The organism is Lysobacter sp. H23M47 (genome assembly GCF_015209765.1).
In the GTDB taxonomy this organism is placed as follows: Bacteria; Pseudomonadota; Gammaproteobacteria; order Xanthomonadales; family Xanthomonadaceae; genus Novilysobacter; species Novilysobacter avium.
Genome location: NZ_CP063658.1, coordinates 1,173,516 through 1,191,785 on the forward strand (window position 1 = coordinate 1,173,516; position 18,270 = coordinate 1,191,785).

Below are 18,270 nucleotides of genomic sequence, written 5' to 3' on the forward strand. Positions count from 1 at the left end.
CGATGGCCTGGCGTATACCTGTTGACGTGATGCCCGGGACCACTCCCGGGCTTGCGGCTCTCCACCACGGACAACAGGGAAGACCACATGTCTCAAAGGAACGCGCCGGCATCATCCGCCGGCCAGGGTTTTGGTGCGTTGGCAGTGTTGCTGCTCGCGCTGGGGACATTGGCCGGTTGCGGCGAGAAGGGCGCCGGCACTTCAGGATCGAGGGGATCCGGGAACGTGGCGGCGGTGTCCGCATCCGATGCGCGGATGGTCGAGGGCCCCTGGGTCCAGGACCTCTGGCTGTACGAGCGCGTCTCCACGTTTGATGCGGATGGCCAGCGGGTCGAACTGCTGGAAGAGATCCTCGCGAACCTTCCAGGTGAGCCGGACGCCGCGGTTCCACTGCCGCACGATGCGCAGTTCATCGCCTACCCGCAGTTGCGCCCGTGGCTGTCCGGCGGTGACGGCAGCCGGCGTGACGACGTCACCGTGATCGCAGGCCTGCTGCGGACACCCGACGGCGATGGGCTGGCGATTGTGGCCATGCCGGACCCGGATGCCGCCGCCCCGATCGGTCTGGATGACAGCGTCGAGCTCGACCTGACCTTCCTCGGCGACCGGCTCACACCGGACGATCCGATGAGCATCGATTTCGCCTTCCTGCAGGCCTTGCCCGGACAGGACCCGGCGGGTGCCGGAGCCTTGGAGGTGCTTGCTCACCGGATGGCGGAAAACCGCATCCGCTACTACGGCGAGGAAATCGACGGAGTGGAAGAGCCGCTTGCGTTCCAAGGCATGCTCGGCACTGCGGTAAAGGGCTCCACCCGATCCAGCACGCCGGCCAAGGCCGACCCGATGATGAAGGGGTTCCGCGACGGGCTGAAGGGCTGCCGCTTCGGACTGAAGTGTGTGCGCAAGTACTTTCAGAAGTTCGGTGGTGGCGCCTCCAAGAGCAACGACCTGATCCGTTGCAACCTCGGCGGCAATTGCTACGATCCGCCGCCACCACCCCCGCCGCCACGCTGCTTCGGTCGCTGCGGCGGTGTCCGCGGCGATCCCCACCTGAGCACCTTCGATGGTGCGAATCTCTCCATGCAGGCCGTGGGCGAATTCGTCGCCGTACGCGTGCCCAGGCTCGAAGTCCAGTTGCGCACGGCGCCGCGCCACTCCTCACGCACCGTGTCGGTGGTGACCGCCATGGCGATGGACATCGACGGCACCCGCGTATTGCTGGATACCGACCAGGGTGGCCTTCGTGTACAGATCGACGGCAAGGCCGTGCCCCATGGCGCGGACGGCGAAGTGCTGGAGTTTGCCACCGGCACGCTGACCCAGTTCCACCGCGCGGTGCAGATTGCAACGACCGACGGCCACCAGGTCATCGCCAACAGCCCATCCAGCGGTTTCATCGACTTCACCATGGAGTTGGCCGAGGGAGTTGCAGCGACCGGGTTGCTGGGCAACCACGACGGTGATCCGAAGAACGACTTCCGCACGCGCGACGGCAAGGTCCTCGCACAGCCGCTGGACAGCGAGAAGCTCTACAAGGTTTTCGCCGACGGGTGGCGGGTTGCCGATGACGAATCGCTGTTCAACTATCGCGACGGCGAATCCACTGCGACCTACACCGACCGGACGTTCCCGGAAAAGCACGTGACCCGCCAGAGCCTGCCGGCGGATCTGCTCAGGCGCGCCGAAGCCGTTTGCCGCGAGTCCGGTGTCGCGCTGCAGCCTTTCCTCGATCAGTGCATCTTCGACTACGCCGTGACCGGCGAGATGGCCTTCGTCTCCGCCGCACAGCGCAGCGCTACGATCGCCGGTGGCACGGCCGGGATGACCAGCGCGGCCCCGGGCGAGGCTGACAGGAAAGTCGAGCCAGCGGCGGGCCACGATCCCAACGCGCAGGCCACGCTGAAGGTGGCGGCAAGCGCGCCGGCCGGATCCACGGTGCGCGTTACCTGGGCCGGGCCCAACGAACCCCACGACTATATCGCTGTGGCACGCCCGGGCACACCGGGTCGCGAATCGGTGAATCACACCGGGACGGATGCGGGCAATCCGCTGCACCTGCTCCTGCCGGCGGAGGCGGGCAAGTGGGAGGTCAGGTATGTGCAGTACGAAGGACGCAAGGTGCTCGCCACCCAGGAGATCACCACGACGCCGCTGGAGGCGAGCGTGCAGGTTTCTGAGACCGCTCCGGCCGGGGCCAAGGTCAGCGTGCAATGGACGGGCCCCAATTACCCGCACGACGTTATTTCGGTGGTGCGCGCCGGCGCCCCCGGAAGGGAGTCGGTAAACCACACGCCGACCACCGCCGGCACGCCGCTGAATCTGCTCATGCCCGCGGATCCCGGTGAGTGGGAGGTTCGCTACGTGCAGTACCAGGACCACAAGGTGCTGGCCCGCACGAGCATCACCACCACTGCCCTGGAAGCCAAGCTGGACATCCCGGCGACCGCGCCCGCCGGCTCCACCATCGACGTCAGCTGGACCGGGCCGAACTACCCCTACGACCACGTCTCGGTAGTGCGTGCCGGCGCAGCGGGCAGGGACTCGGTGAACCACACGCCCACCGAGGCCGGCACACCGCTGAAACTGCAGCTGCCTGCGGAGCCCGGTGAGTGGGAGGTCCGCTATGTGCAGTACCAGGATCACAAGGTACTGGCACGCAAGTTGATCACCACCACGCCGGTGACCGCGAATCTTGAGGTCCCGGCGAGCGCGGCGGCGGGATCAAAAATAACCGTTGAATGGACGGGGCCGGGCTACCCCTATGACGTTATCGCGGTGGCCAAGCCCGGCACGGAGGGCAGAAGTTCGGTGGAGCACAGCCCGACCGGGGATGGCACCCCGCTTCAGGTCAAAGTGCCCGACGAACCGGGCACCTGGGAAGTCCGCTACGTGCAGTACCAGGACCACACGGTACTGGCGAGGAAAACGCTGACGGTCACGGCCGCCGAACCCCCCGAATCCGGCGACTAGCGCGGCAGGGCTCCCTCCATCTGCGGCGGCGGCCGATCACTGCCGCCGCAGGTCAGCCGGATTGCCCTTGCCATCGATCGCATCGAGCTGCGCGGGTTCGAGCAGCGCATCGCGTTTCCAGCTCGCCACGCTCGCTGCCGCATCCACGGCGTGCGCCCAGGTACAGCGGTTGGCGAACAGCATGCCCGGCACGTCCAGCGTGCCGCCGCGGCTGATGTAGCCAAGCGCGCGGGTCCTCGCACGGCCGCTGTCGATGCGGCGCAGGATGCCCAGCATCGGCTCGGGTCGGGTATGGGTGATGATCACCCGCGGCAGGTCGCGCGGGAACAGCGCGTCGACCGGGGCGTCGTCGTCGACGAATTCCGCTTCGATGTCATCGCGCGGAATACGCAGCCGGCCCGGCTCGAGGATCACGGTCACGCAGGCATGCTTGCCCCGATCGGCCAGCTGCTGCTGCGCCTTCATCGCCTCCTCCAGCTGGTAGGCGCCGAGCGCGACCAGCTGCACGTCTGCCTCAGCGGGATCGCCGACCAGATGGGCGGCGCCGTCGCGGACCAGTTGCCGGGTCATTTCCGCATCGAAGCGGTTTTCGACCTCGCGTTTGGAGATGATCACGCAGGCCACCTGGCCGCGGTGGGCGTACACGTCACGCAGTGCCGCGACCGCGGTATTGCCGTCGACCGGAAACAGCACGCGTGAGGTATCGGACATCTCTCCCAACAGCGCCTCGCCCATGGTCGGGTCCTGGTGGGACTGCTCGTTCTTGGCGTTTTCCCAGGTGTGCGAGGTGACGATCAATGGCACCGAGATCCAGCCGGGCTTTTGACCCACTTGGCGCTGGTGGCGGGCGAAGATGATTTCCTGCCGCAGCAGGCCGAGCATCTTCACCGCAAATGCCTCGTAGCTGACGATCAGGTTCAGCCCACCCTTGTTGCCCAGCGCCGCTGCCGCGACCGCTTCCTCGTTGAGCGCGGTAATCACCGCGCCGTACAGATGCTCTGGCACGCCAGGCTCGGGCTCATTGACCCGGTGCTTCAGCAGCTCAAGGGTGGCGCCCATCTTGTTGCTCGCCAGCTCGTCCGGGTTTCCCACGCGGATGCGCAGCTCTGGATTGCTGTTGGCCAGTTCGACAAACCAGCGGTCCAGTGTCGTCATCGCGCTGCCGTGGCTACCGGTAGTTTCCCAACGCGGCTCCGGGAGCTGCGGTGCAGCGGGGCGGCGATGGGCCATCGGGTGCGCACTTTCCAGCGCGCGCTCCTGCCCGGCATGGGTGGCGAACGCCTCCAGCGCAGCGTCCAGTTCGGCTGGCGGGACGAACAGGGCAGCCGAGCTTTCGTTGAACAACCGCCGGGTGGCGGCATCGGTATGCGGATTGCCGTCCAGCGGCAGATTGTGGGCGGCGTTGCTGTCGGCGCCGGGAAAGCCGAAGCCCTTTTCGGTCTCGGCAATGACGTAGGGCATCGGCGCCGGATAATGCTGGTCCGGATCGGCGACGAACCTGCGCAGCGCATCCTCGCTTTCGATGATCGCGCACGCGATTGCGGCGGGGTCCCGGCCATCCACGGTCACGGGCTCGAAGCCGTTGTGGCGGACGTCCTCGGCCAGCCATTCCGCGCCGCCCTGCTGCATGATCTGGGTGCGCTGCTCGATTCGGCGGCCGTTGAGGATCATCACGGGCACGGCGAGACCGCTGTCGTAGGCGCGCCACCAGCGCGGCGCCCAGTCCGGCCCGCGCTGCTCCTCGAACGCACCGTCACTGAGGAAGGCAACCAGCGATTCGCCGACCAGCGGCATGTGGATGTACTGCAGGCCGGCAAAGCCGAGGTAGCCGCCTTCCGATACCGCGCCCCCGGTGTTCGGCCCCGCGTGGCTGCCCAGTGGTACCGCCGGGAAGCCGTTCGCATCAATGGCGTAGGAATAGAAATCCCTGCACAGCTGCGAGAGGCCCTTCTCGCTGCGGTCGTAGCGCCCCTTCTGCGCCGGGGATACGTCGCCGGTCAATGCATTCACCGCCTCGATGGCCGCCACGCAATGGCCCTGGCCCATGATCCATGAGCGCGTGGTGCCGGTCAGCGCGTTGGCCAGCAGATAGGCCACGTAGGCCTGGACCATGTTGAGCGAGCCACCCGTGTGGCCCTCGGGGGTCGGCTTGAAGTCCTCGGCCGCCAGGGGCGCGTCCGACATGTCGACGCGTAGCGCATAGCTCATGTGCGCGACCACCTTCATCCCCGCGCACGTCACGCGGTCGGCGGCGGCGAGCAGCGTGTAAATGCCCGCCTCGTCCGCGCCTCCGGCAACGAGCCGGGACACGAGGACATCGACACGCTTGACGGTGTCGTCACGATGGACGATGGGGCCGTAGCCGGAAAGCCAATGCTGGCGCGGGTTGGAAAGGGTGTTCATGGGATAGGCCTTGTGTGGTGCCGAGAGGTTGCAATTGACGCGCGACGTGGTTGGAGCGTGCGCTCGATCAGGGCGGATGGTCGTTGGCCGCGAGCAGTTCACGGGCGTGGCGAGCGGCGATCCACTCCTCGTTGGTCGGTTCGACCGCAACGAGGACGCGACTGCCCGCCGCCGAGATGACCGGCGCGTCGATGGCGTTCGCGTCGGCGTCGAGCTTCACGCCCAGGTACGCCAGGTCGCAACACACCCGCTCACGGATGAAAACGCTGTGCTCACCGATGCCTGCGGTGAAGGCGAGCAGGTCCAAACCGCCGAGCACGGCGGCCATCGCGCCGATCTCTTTCACGATCCGACGCACGAACAGCGCGAGCGCGATCCTTGCGCGTTCGCCGGATTCGCCGGGATCGTCCTCGTGCTTGATCAGGACGCGCGGCTCCGAGGAAATGCCGGACACCCCGAGCAGGCCGGAGTCGTGGTACAGCGTGGACGCCACGTCCTCCAGCGAAAGCTTTTCCACCTCCATCAGGTAGAGCAGGGCGCCCGGATCGATGGAGCCCGTACGTGTGCCCATCATCAGTCCCTCGAGCGCAGAAAAGCCCATGGTGGTAGCGACACTTTGCAGGTCGTGCATTGCGCACAGGCTGGCGCCGCTGCCCAGGTGCGCGACGATGACCCGCCCGCGCGCCACTTCGCCATGACGCTCGGGCAGGGCGTGGCTCATGAACTCGTAGGACAGACCATGGAAGCCGTAGCGGCGCAGGCCGCGCTGCCACGCCGAATACGGCAGTGGCAGGATCTGCTCGACCTTGGGCAGGGTGTGATGGAAGGCGGTGTCGAAGCACGCGACCTGCACGATGTCAGGGCGCTGCTCCAGCAACAGGCGCATCGCCTCCAACGGAAACGGCTGGTGCAGAGGTGCCAGGGGGATGTAGCCGCGCAGGTCCTCCAGGACGGGCACGGTCACGATCATGGGATCGAAATACCGGGTCCCGCCGTGGACGACACGATGCGCCACCGCAATCACGCGACGCCCGTCCAGGCGCCGTGTGATGCGTTGCTGGATCAGCTCCAGCGCGGCGCTGTGCGGAATGGCCGGGTCCAGATCGACGGCAAACGGCTCGACCCCGGTTTCACCGAAATCCGGGGAAGAGCTGCCGATGCCCTGCACCTTGCCATTCCATAGCGGCGTTCGCGGCAGTGTCTCGGCATCGGCGGGAAATACGGCGAACTTGATGCTTGATGAGCCGCAGTTGAGGACGACGATGAGCGTATCGACGCGGTTCACGGCTAGCGCGTCGGCGTGATCCGCCAGATCGTGTTGGACAGGTCATCGGCAACAATCAGCGCGCCGCGCGGATCCACCGTCACGCCCACCGGCCGACCGCGGGTCTTTCCATCCTCGCCACGGAAACCGGTCACGAAGTCGATCGGATCACCGGACGGACGGCCCGCCGTAAAGGGAACGAACACGACCTTGTAACCGACGGGGTCCTTGCGGTTCCAGCTGCCGTGCTCACCGACGAATGCGCCTTCGGCAAACTGCGCGCCCATGACCGGCGAGGAAAAGTCCAGCCCCAGTGCAGCCACATGCGATCCCAGGCTGTAGTCCGGTGCAATCGCCGAGGCGACTTTATCCGGGTTCTGCGGCTTCACGCGTGGATCGACGTTCTGGCCCCAGTAGCTGTAGGGCCAGCCGTAAAAGCCGCCATCTCGGATCGAGCTGAGGTAATCGGGGACCAGGTTCGGGCCAAGCTCGTCACGCTCGTTGACCACGGCCCACAATTGGTCGGTTCCGGGCAGGATGGCCAGCGCCGTGGGGTTGCGCACGCCGGTGGCGTACGCGCGATGGGCGCCGGTCGCCGCATCGATCTGCCATATCGTGGCGCGGTCGACCTCGGCCACCATGCCGCGCTCTGTGATGTTGCTGTTGGAGCCGATCCCGACGTAAAGGAATCGCCCGTCGGGGCTGGCGGTCATTGCCTTGGTCCAGTGATGGTTGATCGCGGACGGCAGCGGGGTCACCGTGACCGGTGGCGCCTCGGCGCGGGTCTGCCCCTCGGTGTAATCAAAGCGCACCAGGGCGTCCTGGTTGGCGACATAGAGCGCGCCATCGATGAACGCCAGGCCGTATGGAGCATTGAGGTTCTCTGCGAACACCGTCTGCATCTCGTACGTGCCGTCGCCATCGGTGTCGCGCAACAGGGTCAGTCGATCTCCGCTCTCCACCGACGTGGTGCCCTTGGCCTTGATCGGACCCGCGATGAGGTCCTTGGGCTTCAAGGCGGGCGCATTGCCACCCTTGCCCTCGGCCACCAGGATGTCGCCGTTGGGCAGCACCAGCGTCTGTCGCGGGATCTTGAGTTCGGTCGCGATCGCACTGATGGAATAACCGTCCGGAACCATCGGGAGCTCATCGCCCCAGTTGGTCGGGTTGGCAATGGTCATGCGGGGAAGCAGCCCGCGCTGATGGTCGGGCAGGACCGGATCCGCGCCGTACTGTTCGGGATCGGGGTCGGTGCCGCCACAGGCCGACAGCGATAGGGCGGCCAGAACCGCGATGAGGAGGGAGGTGCGCTTCATGACAGTGCTCCGGTCCGGCGGGACATGGATGCTGCTCCGGCCGCGATGCAGGCGAGCAGGACGACGATGATCGACAAAACGAGCCCTTCCGGCATGCTCGCCCAGGCGTCCTTGGCGTGGACCAGCGCGTTGATGAAGCCGAGTATCCAGGTGATCAGCAGCAGCACCGGATACACCAGCCCCCGCGTCTGCCCGCCGTCGTTTCGGAAGAAGTCGACGAAACCCCACACGACGGCAAGCGCCGTCAGCACGAGTGCACCGGCGATCAACCACGACGCGAAGTTGTTCCACTGGATCTCGTAACTGGTGGAGTAGGCCCAATCGCTCAGCATCGCTGCGATGAAGAGGGTTATCGCGCCGCCCAACAAAAATGAGTGCAGAGGGGCAAGCCGGCCAGAAACTGCACGGGATCGATCAACGGTGGCTGCCATGGTGGTTGCTCCATAAGAGGACAGAAGGGAATGTTCACGGACACAACGTCGTGCCAGGAATCCATCGTGTCGACCTTAACGCGCGCGATGTGCGCGGAGCGTTAGCGGAGAAAGCTCACCGTCACCGGCCCAGCGGGCGATGCTCCGTCCCTGCACCGGGGGTCAGGAACACCATGGTGGTTGGTACGGACGTTCTTGCGGTGTGCCATACGTTCCGGGGTATGAGCACGTAACCTCCTGGCTCGGTCAGTTGCACGACCCGTTCCTGACCGACCTCCTCCAGCGCTACCGTTGCTGCCCCTGAGAGCAGCATGACCAGCTCTTCGCCTGCCGGATGACGTTCCCACATCGACCACGGCTCGGAGAAGCTGAATGCCGTCATCAGCCTGCCGTTATCGAGCTCCGGGTGTTTTCCGCCTGCGAGTTCCTTCCAGAATGCAGGCGACACGGTGACCATGTCCGCGCGCCCGTCATCGCGGAAGTGGAGATAACTGGTGAGGATGTCGGCAGGCATCAAGGAGCCCTCCACTTGCGATCAAGTCGCGGCGCTCGTCCACGCAAACTATTATCAACCCATGCTCAGGCAGCGTGTCGATGCATGCCCTTGCTAGAGCAGCCGCGTCCCAAGCGGAACGGGCTTATCGGGAACACATAGCGCCACGTTTCCATCCGCGTCGTGGAACCCGGTGACGAGGCACTCGGACATCAACGGCCCGATCTGCTTGCGGGGGAAATTGACGACGGCCACGACCAGGTTCCCTATCAACTCCTCAGGCTGGTAAAGCCCGGTGATCTGGGCGCTGGACTTCCTGACGCCGATCGCCTCGCCAAAGTCGACCTGCAACACGTAGGCCGGCTTGCGTGCTTCTTTGAATGGGTACGCGTCAACGATGCGGCCGACGCGAAGCTCGACCTTGAGGAAATCGTCGAAGGAGATAGGAGGCGTCGGTTCGGTCATGGGTGTTGTGACGCGGATGGGTGTTTGCCGGCGAGGGGGGTTGGGATGGTATCGAATGAGCGGTTTTGCATACTGCACGGGTACCAAGCGTGCTCTAACGTGAGATGGGAATCTCCAGGTAGCTGTCTGAATGCCAGGCAATCTCCAGAGGCTCCTCTGCATCGGCGATGGATTCGTCGCTGACGTCGCGGCCGGTGCCGTAGTTGATCTGGTGATACGGATTCAGGTTGACGTCCACCACAACCATCAGCCTACTGCCCCCTTGGAGTTGCCGGCTGACCAACAAGGAACGCTTGATTTCGATCGAGGTCTTTTCGCCGGGCTTCAGCAAGCTCCGATGGCTCATGTTATCCGCGAAACTCGCACGACCGAGATAATAGGAGAGCTGGAGTAGCGTCCCATCGGGCTGGACTTCGTACAGTACTGCGCCGAGATCGACGTCTCGCTTGTTGATGGTGACATTCAGCGCGCCGCTGAACATCCCATTCACTGAAATGGGTTCATCCAACGGTTCGCTGACAAATGCCAGTCCCGTGGACGAGGCTTCCTTGCCCTTTATGGGAGCAGGGTAGTAGTCGTTATGGGAGGCGCCGCGATCTGCGAGGTCCACCACCTGTTCGAGGCTGGCAGACTTTGCCGGCAAGCGGCCTGTCAAGCGGAAACGTTTTTCACCAGCCGGTTCGTTCGTCAGATACAGCTTCAGTATTTCAGTGCTCATGGCGTCCAGTGAGCGTGCGTGCCGCCAGACATTGGCCCCCATGACTTGGTAATTGACGCGGTCCTTGAGCAGAGCAGGCCGTGCGCCGTCGCGCAGCACGTGATCCAGCCATTGGAAGGTGAGCTCCTGCGTATCGAACTGCGCGACCGGATCCAACGTGTAGCCACGAAGCTCGCGCGGCTTCCGGCGGGACTGCGCGCTGAAATGGTCGTATGGGCCCACTATCAGATAATGCTCGCCGTTCTTGTTGTACTTGAGGTGCTCGGTGAGGTAGTGCAGGGCGGAGATCTGCCCATCGTCGTAGTAGCCGGTAATCGACAGCACTGGGATGTCGATGCGCGCGTAGTCCTGCCGGTAGGGTGCCTTCGCCTGCCAGTAAGAGTCGTACGCGGGGTGATCCAGCCATCGCTGCAGCAGCGGATTGGGCGTGCCGTCGACCTTGTCAATCTCGCGGTACGGGCGCCCGCTCGCGTACCATTTGTTATTCAGGGCATCCCACCTGTCGGGATCTCGATACACATCGTTGTCGAGCGACTTGTTGTTGCTGACGTAGAAGCCCCAACCGTAGTTGGCGTTGAGGAAGACGTTGTTCCACATCGGCAACCCGAGCCCGGGCATCGCGGCGACGTACGCCACGATCGTTTTCAGCGCCGGATGGAGCCGCTTGGTAGCCGCCCAGGCCGTGTAACCCGAGTAGCTGCCCCCGTACATGCCGACGTCGCCGTTGCTCCATGGCTGACGACTGGTCCAGTCGATGACGGCGTAGGTGTCGTCCACCTCGTGTTCGTAGGGCTCCACGGGGTCGGGGCTCAAGCGCTTGCCCCGGGTATCGGCGACGACACCGACATATCCATGGGCAGCAGCTGTCTCGGCAGCCTGCCTGTTGCCGGTCTCGTCAGTATATATGGTGAAGAGCAGCGCAGTGGGCAGCGGTCCCTGGGCGCTTCGCGGTCGCACCACGAGGGCCGAAAGCGTTCCGCCATCGGGCGTGTGGATCAGCACGTCGTCGGCTACCTCGTAGCGTTGTTCCTTCTCGGCGGCGATGAGGCCGGGCAACATCGCCTGCGTTTCCACATTCATCTGTTGTGCGAGATAGGCGCGGACGAGCTTTATTGCATCCGCCTCCGACAGGTCATCCTCAGCCGCCCCACTGAGTGCATCCGCCAGGTTCCGCTCATGCACGAAACCGGGCGTCTCGAGCCAGTAGGTGACGTCCGAGGCTTCCAGGTCGCTGAGTCCAGCGAAGGCGGCGCGGAACGCCGCGCCGTAAATATTTTTGAAATCGCCTTCATCGGGCAACATCACTGTCCGGGCAGTTGCATAGATCTCCAGCGCCACCAGTACCGGCTCAGTGCTCGAAGAGCCTTCCGATGGCGTTTCATGGAGCTCGGCGAGCGTAGCCAGGGCGGTTGCGGGATCTGCGGAAACCAGTTGAAGGCGCAGCAGGTTGTCGAGATAGCGTCGGCGGTCATTCTCAACGTAGCTCGTCGTGACCTGCCTGGCGAGCTGCGGCATGACCACCGCAAGCTGGTCGGTATCATCCGGCCTAGTGGGAAGCTTGAGCCCGTATGCAGGCGACTCGGTCGTCCGGATGGGTTCTGAGAGCTGGGGTGGAGGGAGAACGGGCGCCAACGCGCAGCCCGCAAGGAGCAAAAATAATCCTGCCACTGCAAGGTGTCGGGTCACTGGCTTCCCCTGACAGATGTCTGTTTTGGTATGACGCGTTACGGGAATGTCGCACTTGATCAGTACAATTAACCCCACGGTGATGATGAGATCGGTAGCGCGCAAGTGCCAGTCCATTGACGAGTAGCCAAATGCCTATTGCGACAGCTGCGCCTATGCCCACACGCTGTGCTCCCTCCACCGCGGTTGATGTGACTGCGTCTGGCCCCATGCCGTCGCGAAGGAACCAGATCAGATACAAATTGGATAGCAGCGTGGCTGATGAAATGCAGAGAACTGCAAAAAGGGACGGGTGCGACGCACTAGCTAACGACCACAGGAGCGCAGCTCCGCTCCCTCCTAGCATCCAGGGCATTGCGCCTATCAGAATCTGCATATGTGGTCTAACACCGTAGTTAAGCCGACCCCCAACGCGCAGGCCGGTGGTTGGTGGGAATTGAACCACGAGTCTGCTTGGAGATGGGACTTCGGGACTTCGGCTTGAACGCCCAGTTAGGCGCGCGCCGCAGTTGCTGGGACGATTCATCACGCGACTGTGTTGCCACTGAGGCGCTCGCTCTTGGGACCCGCGAAAGAATCAAACATTTGGCGGTGGGCCCGGTACGACCACTGGTCTTGCCGCTGATAGTAGCCCGTAACCCACGCTTGCAGGTTCTCTAGCATCTGGTCTTGCACTTCTTTCGACGCGTACTTGTGAGGCTCCCAAGGACGCCTGCGGTTGTGCTCCAAGCACGTCTCAAGGCCCGGATTAAGGAAAACAAGCTCTGTGCAATGGAGGGCCGCAGCTTGAACGAGCTCGCCGTAGCAACCCTCGATGACCCAGCAGCTGTGCTCGGAAAGGAACGCCGCCAAGGACGCGGCAATCGCATCAGGTGGGCGTTGGACTGCGACTTTGCCGGTCTCCCAGACGATGGAATCGAGGTCGAGAAGGGCCAGCTCATGCTGCGCGGCCAACTGCTTAGCCAAGGTGCTTTTGCCAGAGCCGGAATTACCGAAAACGAGAAACCTCATAGCGGCCTAAACACCGTAGTTAAGCCGGCCCCCAACGCGTTGGCCGGATGCTGATGGTAATGCAACTACGACTCTGCCTGGAAATGAGACTTCGGGGGCTCGGCTTGAACGACCAGTTAGAGCCCATCCACTGCGCCGACCTCTTTCCCGCAATAGTACCTACGTGTCGCCATACTCAGGAGATCTTTGTCCTCTGGTGTGTCGCCATAGGCGTAGATCTCGCTGAAGTTCAACAGATCGTAGCGTTCACGAACACGCCGCGCTTTTTCCTCCAGGACGCATTGCTCTCCCACATAGCGCCCAGTCAGAACTCCATCGTGCTCTTGAAGTGCGGAGCAGATGAGCTCTAGGCCATGCTGGCGGCACCAAGGTGCCAGATAGGTATCGAGGCCACCGGATACGACCACCACCTTGTGACCTTGCGCTTTGTGCCAAGAAATCCGGTGCATCATCTCTGGTCGAACCGTAGCGGGCAGAAAGTTACGAGCGAACTCTTGTCCGTGCGCTCTGAGTGCAGCAACCGTGGTCCCGGTGTAGCCGAAGCGAACGATGGCGCGACGGACAGATGTGCCTGAGACAAGCCCCAACCTATAGCCGACAATCAGAGGGGCCAAGAGGAGCTGCCCGAGGATAAGCCGCGCTGGGGAGATAGAGCACCTTAGAAAGTCCGGCATGGTCTCTCTCGTCGTGATCGTTCCGTCGAAGTCGAAGAGAGCTAGTGTCATTTGATGGGCGCTAACACCGTAGTTAAGCCGACCCCCGACAAGTAAGCCGGAGGTTGGCGGAAATCGAGCAAGGACTATGCCTGGAAATAAGACTTCGGGGGTTCGGCTTGAACGACCTGTTAGGCGTTTGTCGCACTTGATGTGTAAATTCACCCCCCGAGCTCACGCAGCCTAGCCTCAACTGCTGCACGATCAACATACTGGACTAAGAACGACCACCTAGCTTTTGACACGGCCCTGAGCACCGCGTATGTAGTGGCCGCTCCCAGCGCAAGAGCGAACAGCGGCTCGACAGCACGAATTACCGGATGGCTAAAGAACGCCAAGTCGAGCCAAGAAATTGCAAAGCCAGCCACGACTGCAGCCACTAAGTAGAGCGCGAATGGCCTCTTCCTGGCAACGTAAAGCGGCCTTTCGTCCAAAGACTTGAGCACGGACTGTAATACCGCGCGCTCGATCTTGGTTGTGTCTGCGGCAGAGTTGGGCATGGGGCCTAACACCAGAATTAAGCCGAACCGCGAAGCGGTTTCGGCTTGAATGAATTCTTAGGCCTCACGCAGTTGAAGTGAGTCAATAATTGGCGCGAATGACTCAGCGGAGGCTACGCGGTCGCTGCAATCATAGTCATGAAATGTTGCTCGAAGAACAAATTTGGCGGCGGCAAGTTGTTTGCCCGATACACGGTAAGAACGTTCATGGTTGATACCCTCCCAGAAACCTATGACCGGGGATTCAGAGTCGCTGATGCTGCGGTTGAGCAGCTCCCAGTTCTCACTCTTTGGGAGGAAAGAGGCGATCTCTGTTGTCTGGAAGGTCTCCACCAACTCTCTAGAGCCACGCAACTCTTGGTCTGACATTAGCCAAAGACTGATGTAGAGCCCCTTGTCGCCGTGAGGCGATTCAAAGTACAGGGCCTCACTACCTTCAGATTTATCAATCCAGTCGCCGGGGAACGCGACTGTCCAGTGGTCTGTAGTGAATCTGTCGAAATCTGCCATGTGAGGCCTAACACTCGAATTAAGCCGCGCCACGAAGTGGCGTCGGCTTGAATGAATGGTTAGGCCGCAACCCCGGCCCAGTGCAAAAACACATTGATGATCTCGCTGAGCTTGAGCGGCCCGCCGCCGGCACTGAACCTGTTGTCTTCCACCTTGCAGAAGATCCACTCGTGTCCGCTGGTCTCCGCCTCATTGAACATGCCGTAGTGAACGGGATCGAACGGCTTTCCCTCCAGCCGTGTACCGGTTAGGTCGATTTCCAGGTTCCAGCCTGGGTTGTCCAACGTATCGATCCGGACGCCATAGGTGTGCTCCCAGTCGTCGTCGCACTGCTGGAGGTACCACTGCTGGAGAAGGGCGAGACTATCCATTGCGGCCTAACACCAAAATTAAGCCGCACCGCGAAGCGGCGTCGGCTTGAATGAATGGTTAGCTGTCATTTCCGATGCCACAACTGTACGAGTCGATGGTGGTCGTGTACTCAAGCCGGCTGATCTTCTGGTCAAAACGATATTTCGCTGCAGCAAGCCTTGTTGAGACGTCACAAGGGCGGTCTCTAGATGACTCAAGAATCTCGACGCGGTCAACGACGCCGCCGGCCATCACATGCAGCTTGACTGTCACAGAGCAAGTAAAGCCTTTTGGCTTCTTGTCACAGGCGTGCGGTGGCAGCGGGACGGGTTCAATGTGGGCAGGACGAACCACGCCACTGCTAGTCGCTGCCAGTGGGGCTAGTATTAGTAGGGTGGCCGCAATGTTTCTCATGACAGCTAACGCCAGAAATAAGCCGCTGCGTCAGCGGTCGGCTTGATTGACCAGTTAGACCTCAGCCCAACGCCCGGTTTAAAGACCATTGAGCACCACGTAAGCGCTGATACCTACCACTCCTACAAGCGAAAGTACGGCGAGCCAGAATCCAAGGGGCTCAGCTTTACGAGTAGCAACCTGCCCATTGATGTAGACGAAGTCACGCCTGAAGCTTCGCCAGAGGTAGCGAAGACAGAAAACTGCCCAGACGCCAAAGCCAATCCGAATTAGAACATCAAGTGCAAGAAGTGTGGCTTCGCGATTCATGAGGTCTAACACTAGAATTAAGCCGTGCCGCGAACCGGCATCGGCTTGAATGACTTGTTAGCCGCCACTACAGCAGCCTCGTACCAAGTGGAACTGCCTGATCGGGCACGCAGAGCGCGACCTCCCCCTGCTCATTATGGAACCCGGTCACCAGACACTCGGACATTAAAGGGCCTACCTGCTTGCGAGGGAAGTTGACGACGGCTACCACCAGCTTGCCGACAAGCTCCTCAGGTCGGTAGAGCGCCGTGATCTGTGCGCTGGACTTCTTGACGCCAAGGTTCTTGCCGAAGTCCACGTGCAAGACATAGGCGGCTTTCGCGCTTCCGCAAACACCGACGCGCTTACGACCCGGCCAACGCGCAGCTCAACTTTCAGGAAATCGTCGAAGCTAATGGTTTCCACGCAGCTCTCTCTCACAGCGGCTAACGCCAGAGTTAAGCCGAGCCGCGTAGTGGAGCGAAGCACATGGCAAGCTTTACCTGCCATGTGGTTTGCGTAACGAAGCGGCTTCGGCTTGAACGACTTGTTAGGCCGCCGCACGCCGAGCTTGTGCCCGATCTTGCGACAGCCCAACCCCTGCGCCGAACAGTACAACAAGTCTGGCCGAACGGCCTGAGGCTGGCACTGGGCGGGGCCGAAGCCAGAACCAGCGACTCGCGTGGCCAAGAACTCTCACAGCGCTCTATCCGAAGTCGACTCGGCCGGTCGAATCTTGCAGAGCGTCGCGCCCGTCCGAAGCCGAGGTGCTGCGGGGCTGACTGCCGATGCCTGTGTCGCGCGTGCGAGGTGCAAACGCTGTGGACAAGCGAGGCGCTACAGATCGCCTGGAACCCGGCAACAACAGTGCGGGAAACAAGGCCTAACACCCAAGTTAAGCCGAGCCGCGAAGCGGCTTCGGCTTGAACGCATTGTTAGGCCGCAGCTTGCGGTACGCCAGCGATGCTAGGAACGCGCCGAGAAGCCAAGCAGCGAGCGTCTTTGCACCGAAAGTAAGCAGGCCCGCTAGTGCCATTGCGAGGAGCGTGGTGCCAAAAAACGAGGCTAGGGCCAAGGGAGCATTGGCCCGAAGAATATGCACGGCGATGAGGTGAACCACTAACGCCACCAGCGTTGCCCCTAGCCCAAGAACGACCAAGATCTCCCAAGCCGCCAATGAAGCCCACGACGGCATCACGAACGCGTTGGTGTATCCGAGCGCGCGTAGCGAAAAGAAGTAGGTGGCGATGCCCGACACTGCGCCGGCGAGAATGCTCTTGAGTGGTCCTTGCATGACTCTCTCCCTGAGGCCTAACACCTTATGTCTTGAAGTTCCCCTACGCTGAGCGCCGAGAGCCCGGCATGCGCGCCCGATAACACCTCGGTGTCAGCCCACCGTAATTCAGCAGGGGCCGCATGCCGGATCTCGCGCCCTGCGCCCGAACAGTTGCTCGAGGTTTCCCTCGAACTGATAAGCGTGGGCCTCGGACGCGATGCTCTCGACCCGCCAACTGTATCGGAGAATCGACATGACGGCAGTGGGGATCCGTAAGCTTCCCCATTCAGTAGACAACCCATAAGTAGAGCTTTCTGGCATCTTCCCCTCAGCCAGGAGGTTCCATGAAGAAGTCCCGTTTCACCGAGTCCCAGATCGTCTCGATCCTCAAGCAGGCCGATGCCGGCTTGCCCGTCAAGGACATCTGCCGGCAGGCCGGCATCAGCACGCCGACGTACTACAACTGGAAGTCGAAGTACGGCGGCCTTGAGGCGTCGGAGCTGCGGCGGGTAAAGGATCTGGAGGCCGAGAACAGCAGGCTCAAACGCATGTATGCGGAGCTGGCGCTGGACAACGCGGCGATGAAGGATCTGATTGCAAAAAAACTGTAGGGCCGGAGCAGAAGCGCGAGGCGGTGCGGTACCTGGTCGAGGTGCACGCGCGGCCACTGCGCCGGTCCTGTGCATGCGTGGGCCTGTCGCGTGCGGCTTGGTACCGCCCGCCGCTGGACTGGACGGTGCGCGATGCCGAAGTGATCGCCGCGCTGGCGGAACTGGTCGAGGAGCGCCCGGCCCGCGGTTTCTGGAAGTGCCGCAAGCTGCTGCACCGTCGCCGGCCGGAGTGGAACCACAAGCGAATCTATCGGGTGTACAAGGCCATGAAACTCAACCTGCGACGGCCCGTGAAGCGCCGCCTGCCCAAACGCCAGCGGGTGCCGCTGTACGTGCCACGGCTGCCAGATATGGTCTGGTCGGCGGACTTCATGTCTGACGCACTGGCGTGCGGTCGGCGATTCCGCACCTTCAACGTGGTCGACGATTTCAACCGCGAGGCGCTGCACATTGAAGTCGACACATCGATCAACTCCGCCCGCCTGGTGCGCATCTTCGAGCAGCTCAAGCGCGACCACGGCCTGCCGCAGGTGCTGCGCACCGACAACGGCCCCGAGTTCCTGGGCGAGACGTTCATCCAGTGGGCAAAGGCCAACGGCATGGCCATCCGGTATATCCAGCCCGGCAAGCCCAACCAGAATGCCTACATCGAACGCTTCAACCGGACCCTCCGCGAAGAGGTTCTGGACCAGCACCTCTTCGCCCGCCTCGACGATGTTCGCGAGGCGGCGTACTGGTGGATGCTCGAGTACAACGAAGAACGCCCCCACGATTCCCTCGGCGATTTGACGCCGGCGGAGTACCGCCAACGCCAAGCTGGAAACTCTACTTTTGAAGTGTCTACTTGACG

Annotated in this window: 16 protein-coding genes; 2 read left to right on the forward strand and 14 right to left on the reverse strand. The window is 62.4% G+C overall.

Annotated features, from left to right (window positions below):
* Positions 1–87: 87 nt before the first annotated feature.
* Positions 88–2,970 (forward strand): VWD domain-containing protein, encoded by a 2,883-nt coding sequence (locus tag INQ43_RS05380; protein WP_194037340.1) that lies wholly within the window; start codon positions 88–90, stop codon positions 2,968–2,970.
* Positions 2,971–3,006: 36 nt separating this feature from the next.
* On the opposite strand, the gene INQ43_RS05385 is transcribed toward INQ43_RS05380, so the two are convergent.
* From INQ43_RS05385 to INQ43_RS05450, 14 genes are all read right to left on the reverse strand, one after another.
* Positions 3,007–5,373 (reverse strand): xylulose 5-phosphate 3-epimerase, encoded by a 2,367-nt coding sequence (locus INQ43_RS05385; protein WP_194037341.1) that lies wholly within the window; start codon positions 5,371–5,373, stop codon positions 3,007–3,009.
* 67 nt (positions 5,374–5,440) lie between these two features.
* Entirely contained in the window at positions 5,441–6,658 is a 1,218-nt protein-coding gene (locus tag INQ43_RS05390) for an acetate/propionate family kinase (RefSeq protein WP_194037342.1), read from the reverse strand.
* Between the two features lie 2 nt (positions 6,659–6,660).
* Positions 6,661–7,953 (reverse strand): sorbosone dehydrogenase family protein, encoded by a 1,293-nt coding sequence (locus tag INQ43_RS05395; protein ID WP_194037343.1) that lies wholly within the window; start codon positions 7,951–7,953, stop codon positions 6,661–6,663.
* On the reverse strand, positions 7,950–8,384 hold the full coding sequence (locus INQ43_RS05400) for a DUF2231 domain-containing protein (protein WP_194035421.1): 435 nt from the start codon (positions 8,382–8,384) through the stop codon (positions 7,950–7,952). Before INQ43_RS05400 ends, INQ43_RS05395 begins: the two co-directional genes overlap by 4 nt.
* Positions 8,385–8,505: 121 nt before the next feature.
* Entirely contained in the window at positions 8,506–8,898 is a 393-nt protein-coding gene (locus INQ43_RS05405; protein ID WP_194035422.1) for a cupin domain-containing protein, read from the reverse strand.
* 93 nt (positions 8,899–8,991) lie between these two features.
* Positions 8,992–9,342: a tRNA-binding protein gene (locus tag INQ43_RS05410; RefSeq protein ID WP_194035423.1), complete on the reverse strand. Its 351-nt coding sequence runs from the start codon at positions 9,340–9,342 to the stop codon at positions 8,992–8,994.
* Positions 9,343–9,436: 94 nt separating this feature from the next.
* A complete protein-coding gene (locus INQ43_RS05415) occupies positions 9,437–11,851 on the reverse strand; it encodes a CocE/NonD family hydrolase (RefSeq protein WP_228062629.1) in 2,415 nt (804 codons plus the stop codon).
* Between the two features lie 420 nt (positions 11,852–12,271).
* Positions 12,272–12,757 (reverse strand): shikimate kinase, encoded by a 486-nt coding sequence (locus INQ43_RS05420; protein WP_194037344.1) that lies wholly within the window; start codon positions 12,755–12,757, stop codon positions 12,272–12,274.
* Between the two features lie 116 nt (positions 12,758–12,873).
* Entirely contained in the window at positions 12,874–13,482 is a 609-nt protein-coding gene (locus INQ43_RS05425; protein WP_194037345.1) for an HAD family hydrolase, read from the reverse strand.
* 149 nt (positions 13,483–13,631) lie between these two features.
* Positions 13,632–13,970 carry a hypothetical protein gene (locus INQ43_RS05430; protein WP_194037346.1) on the reverse strand — a complete coding sequence of 113 codons (339 nt, stop codon included), beginning with the start codon at positions 13,968–13,970 and terminating at the stop codon, positions 13,632–13,634.
* Positions 13,971–14,027: 57 nt separating this feature from the next.
* Positions 14,028–14,480, reverse strand: a complete 453-nt coding sequence (locus INQ43_RS05435) for a hypothetical protein (RefSeq protein ID WP_194037347.1) — start codon at positions 14,478–14,480, stop codon at positions 14,028–14,030.
* Between the two features lie 59 nt (positions 14,481–14,539).
* Entirely contained in the window at positions 14,540–14,851 is a 312-nt protein-coding gene (locus tag INQ43_RS05440) for an immunity 53 family protein (protein WP_194037348.1), read from the reverse strand.
* A 770-nt stretch (positions 14,852–15,621) separates the two neighbouring features.
* A complete protein-coding gene (locus INQ43_RS05445; RefSeq protein WP_343221406.1) occupies positions 15,622–15,852 on the reverse strand; it encodes a hypothetical protein in 231 nt (76 codons plus the stop codon).
* Between the two features lie 576 nt (positions 15,853–16,428).
* Positions 16,429–16,827, reverse strand: coding sequence for a hypothetical protein (locus tag INQ43_RS05450; RefSeq protein WP_194037349.1), 399 nt, complete (start codon positions 16,825–16,827; stop codon positions 16,429–16,431).
* A gap of 326 nt (positions 16,828–17,153) precedes the next feature.
* Between INQ43_RS05450 and INQ43_RS05455 the strand changes: the two genes are divergently transcribed.
* Positions 17,154–18,268, forward strand: a protein-coding gene (locus INQ43_RS05455; RefSeq protein WP_194036671.1) for an IS3 family transposase whose coding sequence is annotated in 2 segments (ribosomal slippage) — positions 17,154–17,406 and positions 17,406–18,268 — 1,116 coding nt in all. Because the reading frame shifts where the segments join, the coding sequence is not laid out codon by codon here.
* Positions 18,269–18,270: the final 2 nt, after the last annotated feature.

Excerpts from the sequence above, each read along its gene's own strand:
- INQ43_RS05425 (WP_194037345.1), bottom strand. The coding sequence starts at position 13,482 with ATGACACTAGCTCTCTTCGACTTCGACGGAACGATCACGACGAGAGAG.
- INQ43_RS05405 (WP_194035422.1), bottom strand. The coding sequence starts at position 8,898 with ATGCCTGCCGACATCCTCACCAGTTATCTCCACTTCCGCGATGACGGG.
- INQ43_RS05410 (WP_194035423.1), bottom strand. The coding sequence starts at position 9,342 with ATGACCGAACCGACGCCTCCTATCTCCTTCGACGATTTCCTCAAGGTC.
- INQ43_RS05420 (WP_194037344.1), bottom strand. The coding sequence starts at position 12,757 with ATGAGGTTTCTCGTTTTCGGTAATTCCGGCTCTGGCAAAAGCACCTTG.
- INQ43_RS05450 (WP_194037349.1), bottom strand. The coding sequence starts at position 16,827 with ATGCAAGGACCACTCAAGAGCATTCTCGCCGGCGCAGTGTCGGGCATC.
- INQ43_RS05435 (WP_194037347.1), bottom strand. The coding sequence starts at position 14,480 with ATGGCAGATTTCGACAGATTCACTACAGACCACTGGACAGTCGCGTTC.
- INQ43_RS05385 (WP_194037341.1), bottom strand. The coding sequence starts at position 5,373 with ATGAACACCCTTTCCAACCCGCGCCAGCATTGGCTTTCCGGCTACGGC.
- INQ43_RS05380 (WP_194037340.1), top strand. The coding sequence starts at position 88 with ATGTCTCAAAGGAACGCGCCGGCATCATCCGCCGGCCAGGGTTTTGGT.
- INQ43_RS05440 (WP_194037348.1), bottom strand. The coding sequence starts at position 14,851 with ATGGATAGTCTCGCCCTTCTCCAGCAGTGGTACCTCCAGCAGTGCGAC.
- INQ43_RS05395 (WP_194037343.1), bottom strand. The coding sequence starts at position 7,953 with ATGAAGCGCACCTCCCTCCTCATCGCGGTTCTGGCCGCCCTATCGCTG.
- INQ43_RS05430 (WP_194037346.1), bottom strand. The coding sequence starts at position 13,970 with ATGCCCAACTCTGCCGCAGACACAACCAAGATCGAGCGCGCGGTATTA.
- INQ43_RS05400 (WP_194035421.1), bottom strand. The coding sequence starts at position 8,384 with ATGGCAGCCACCGTTGATCGATCCCGTGCAGTTTCTGGCCGGCTTGCC.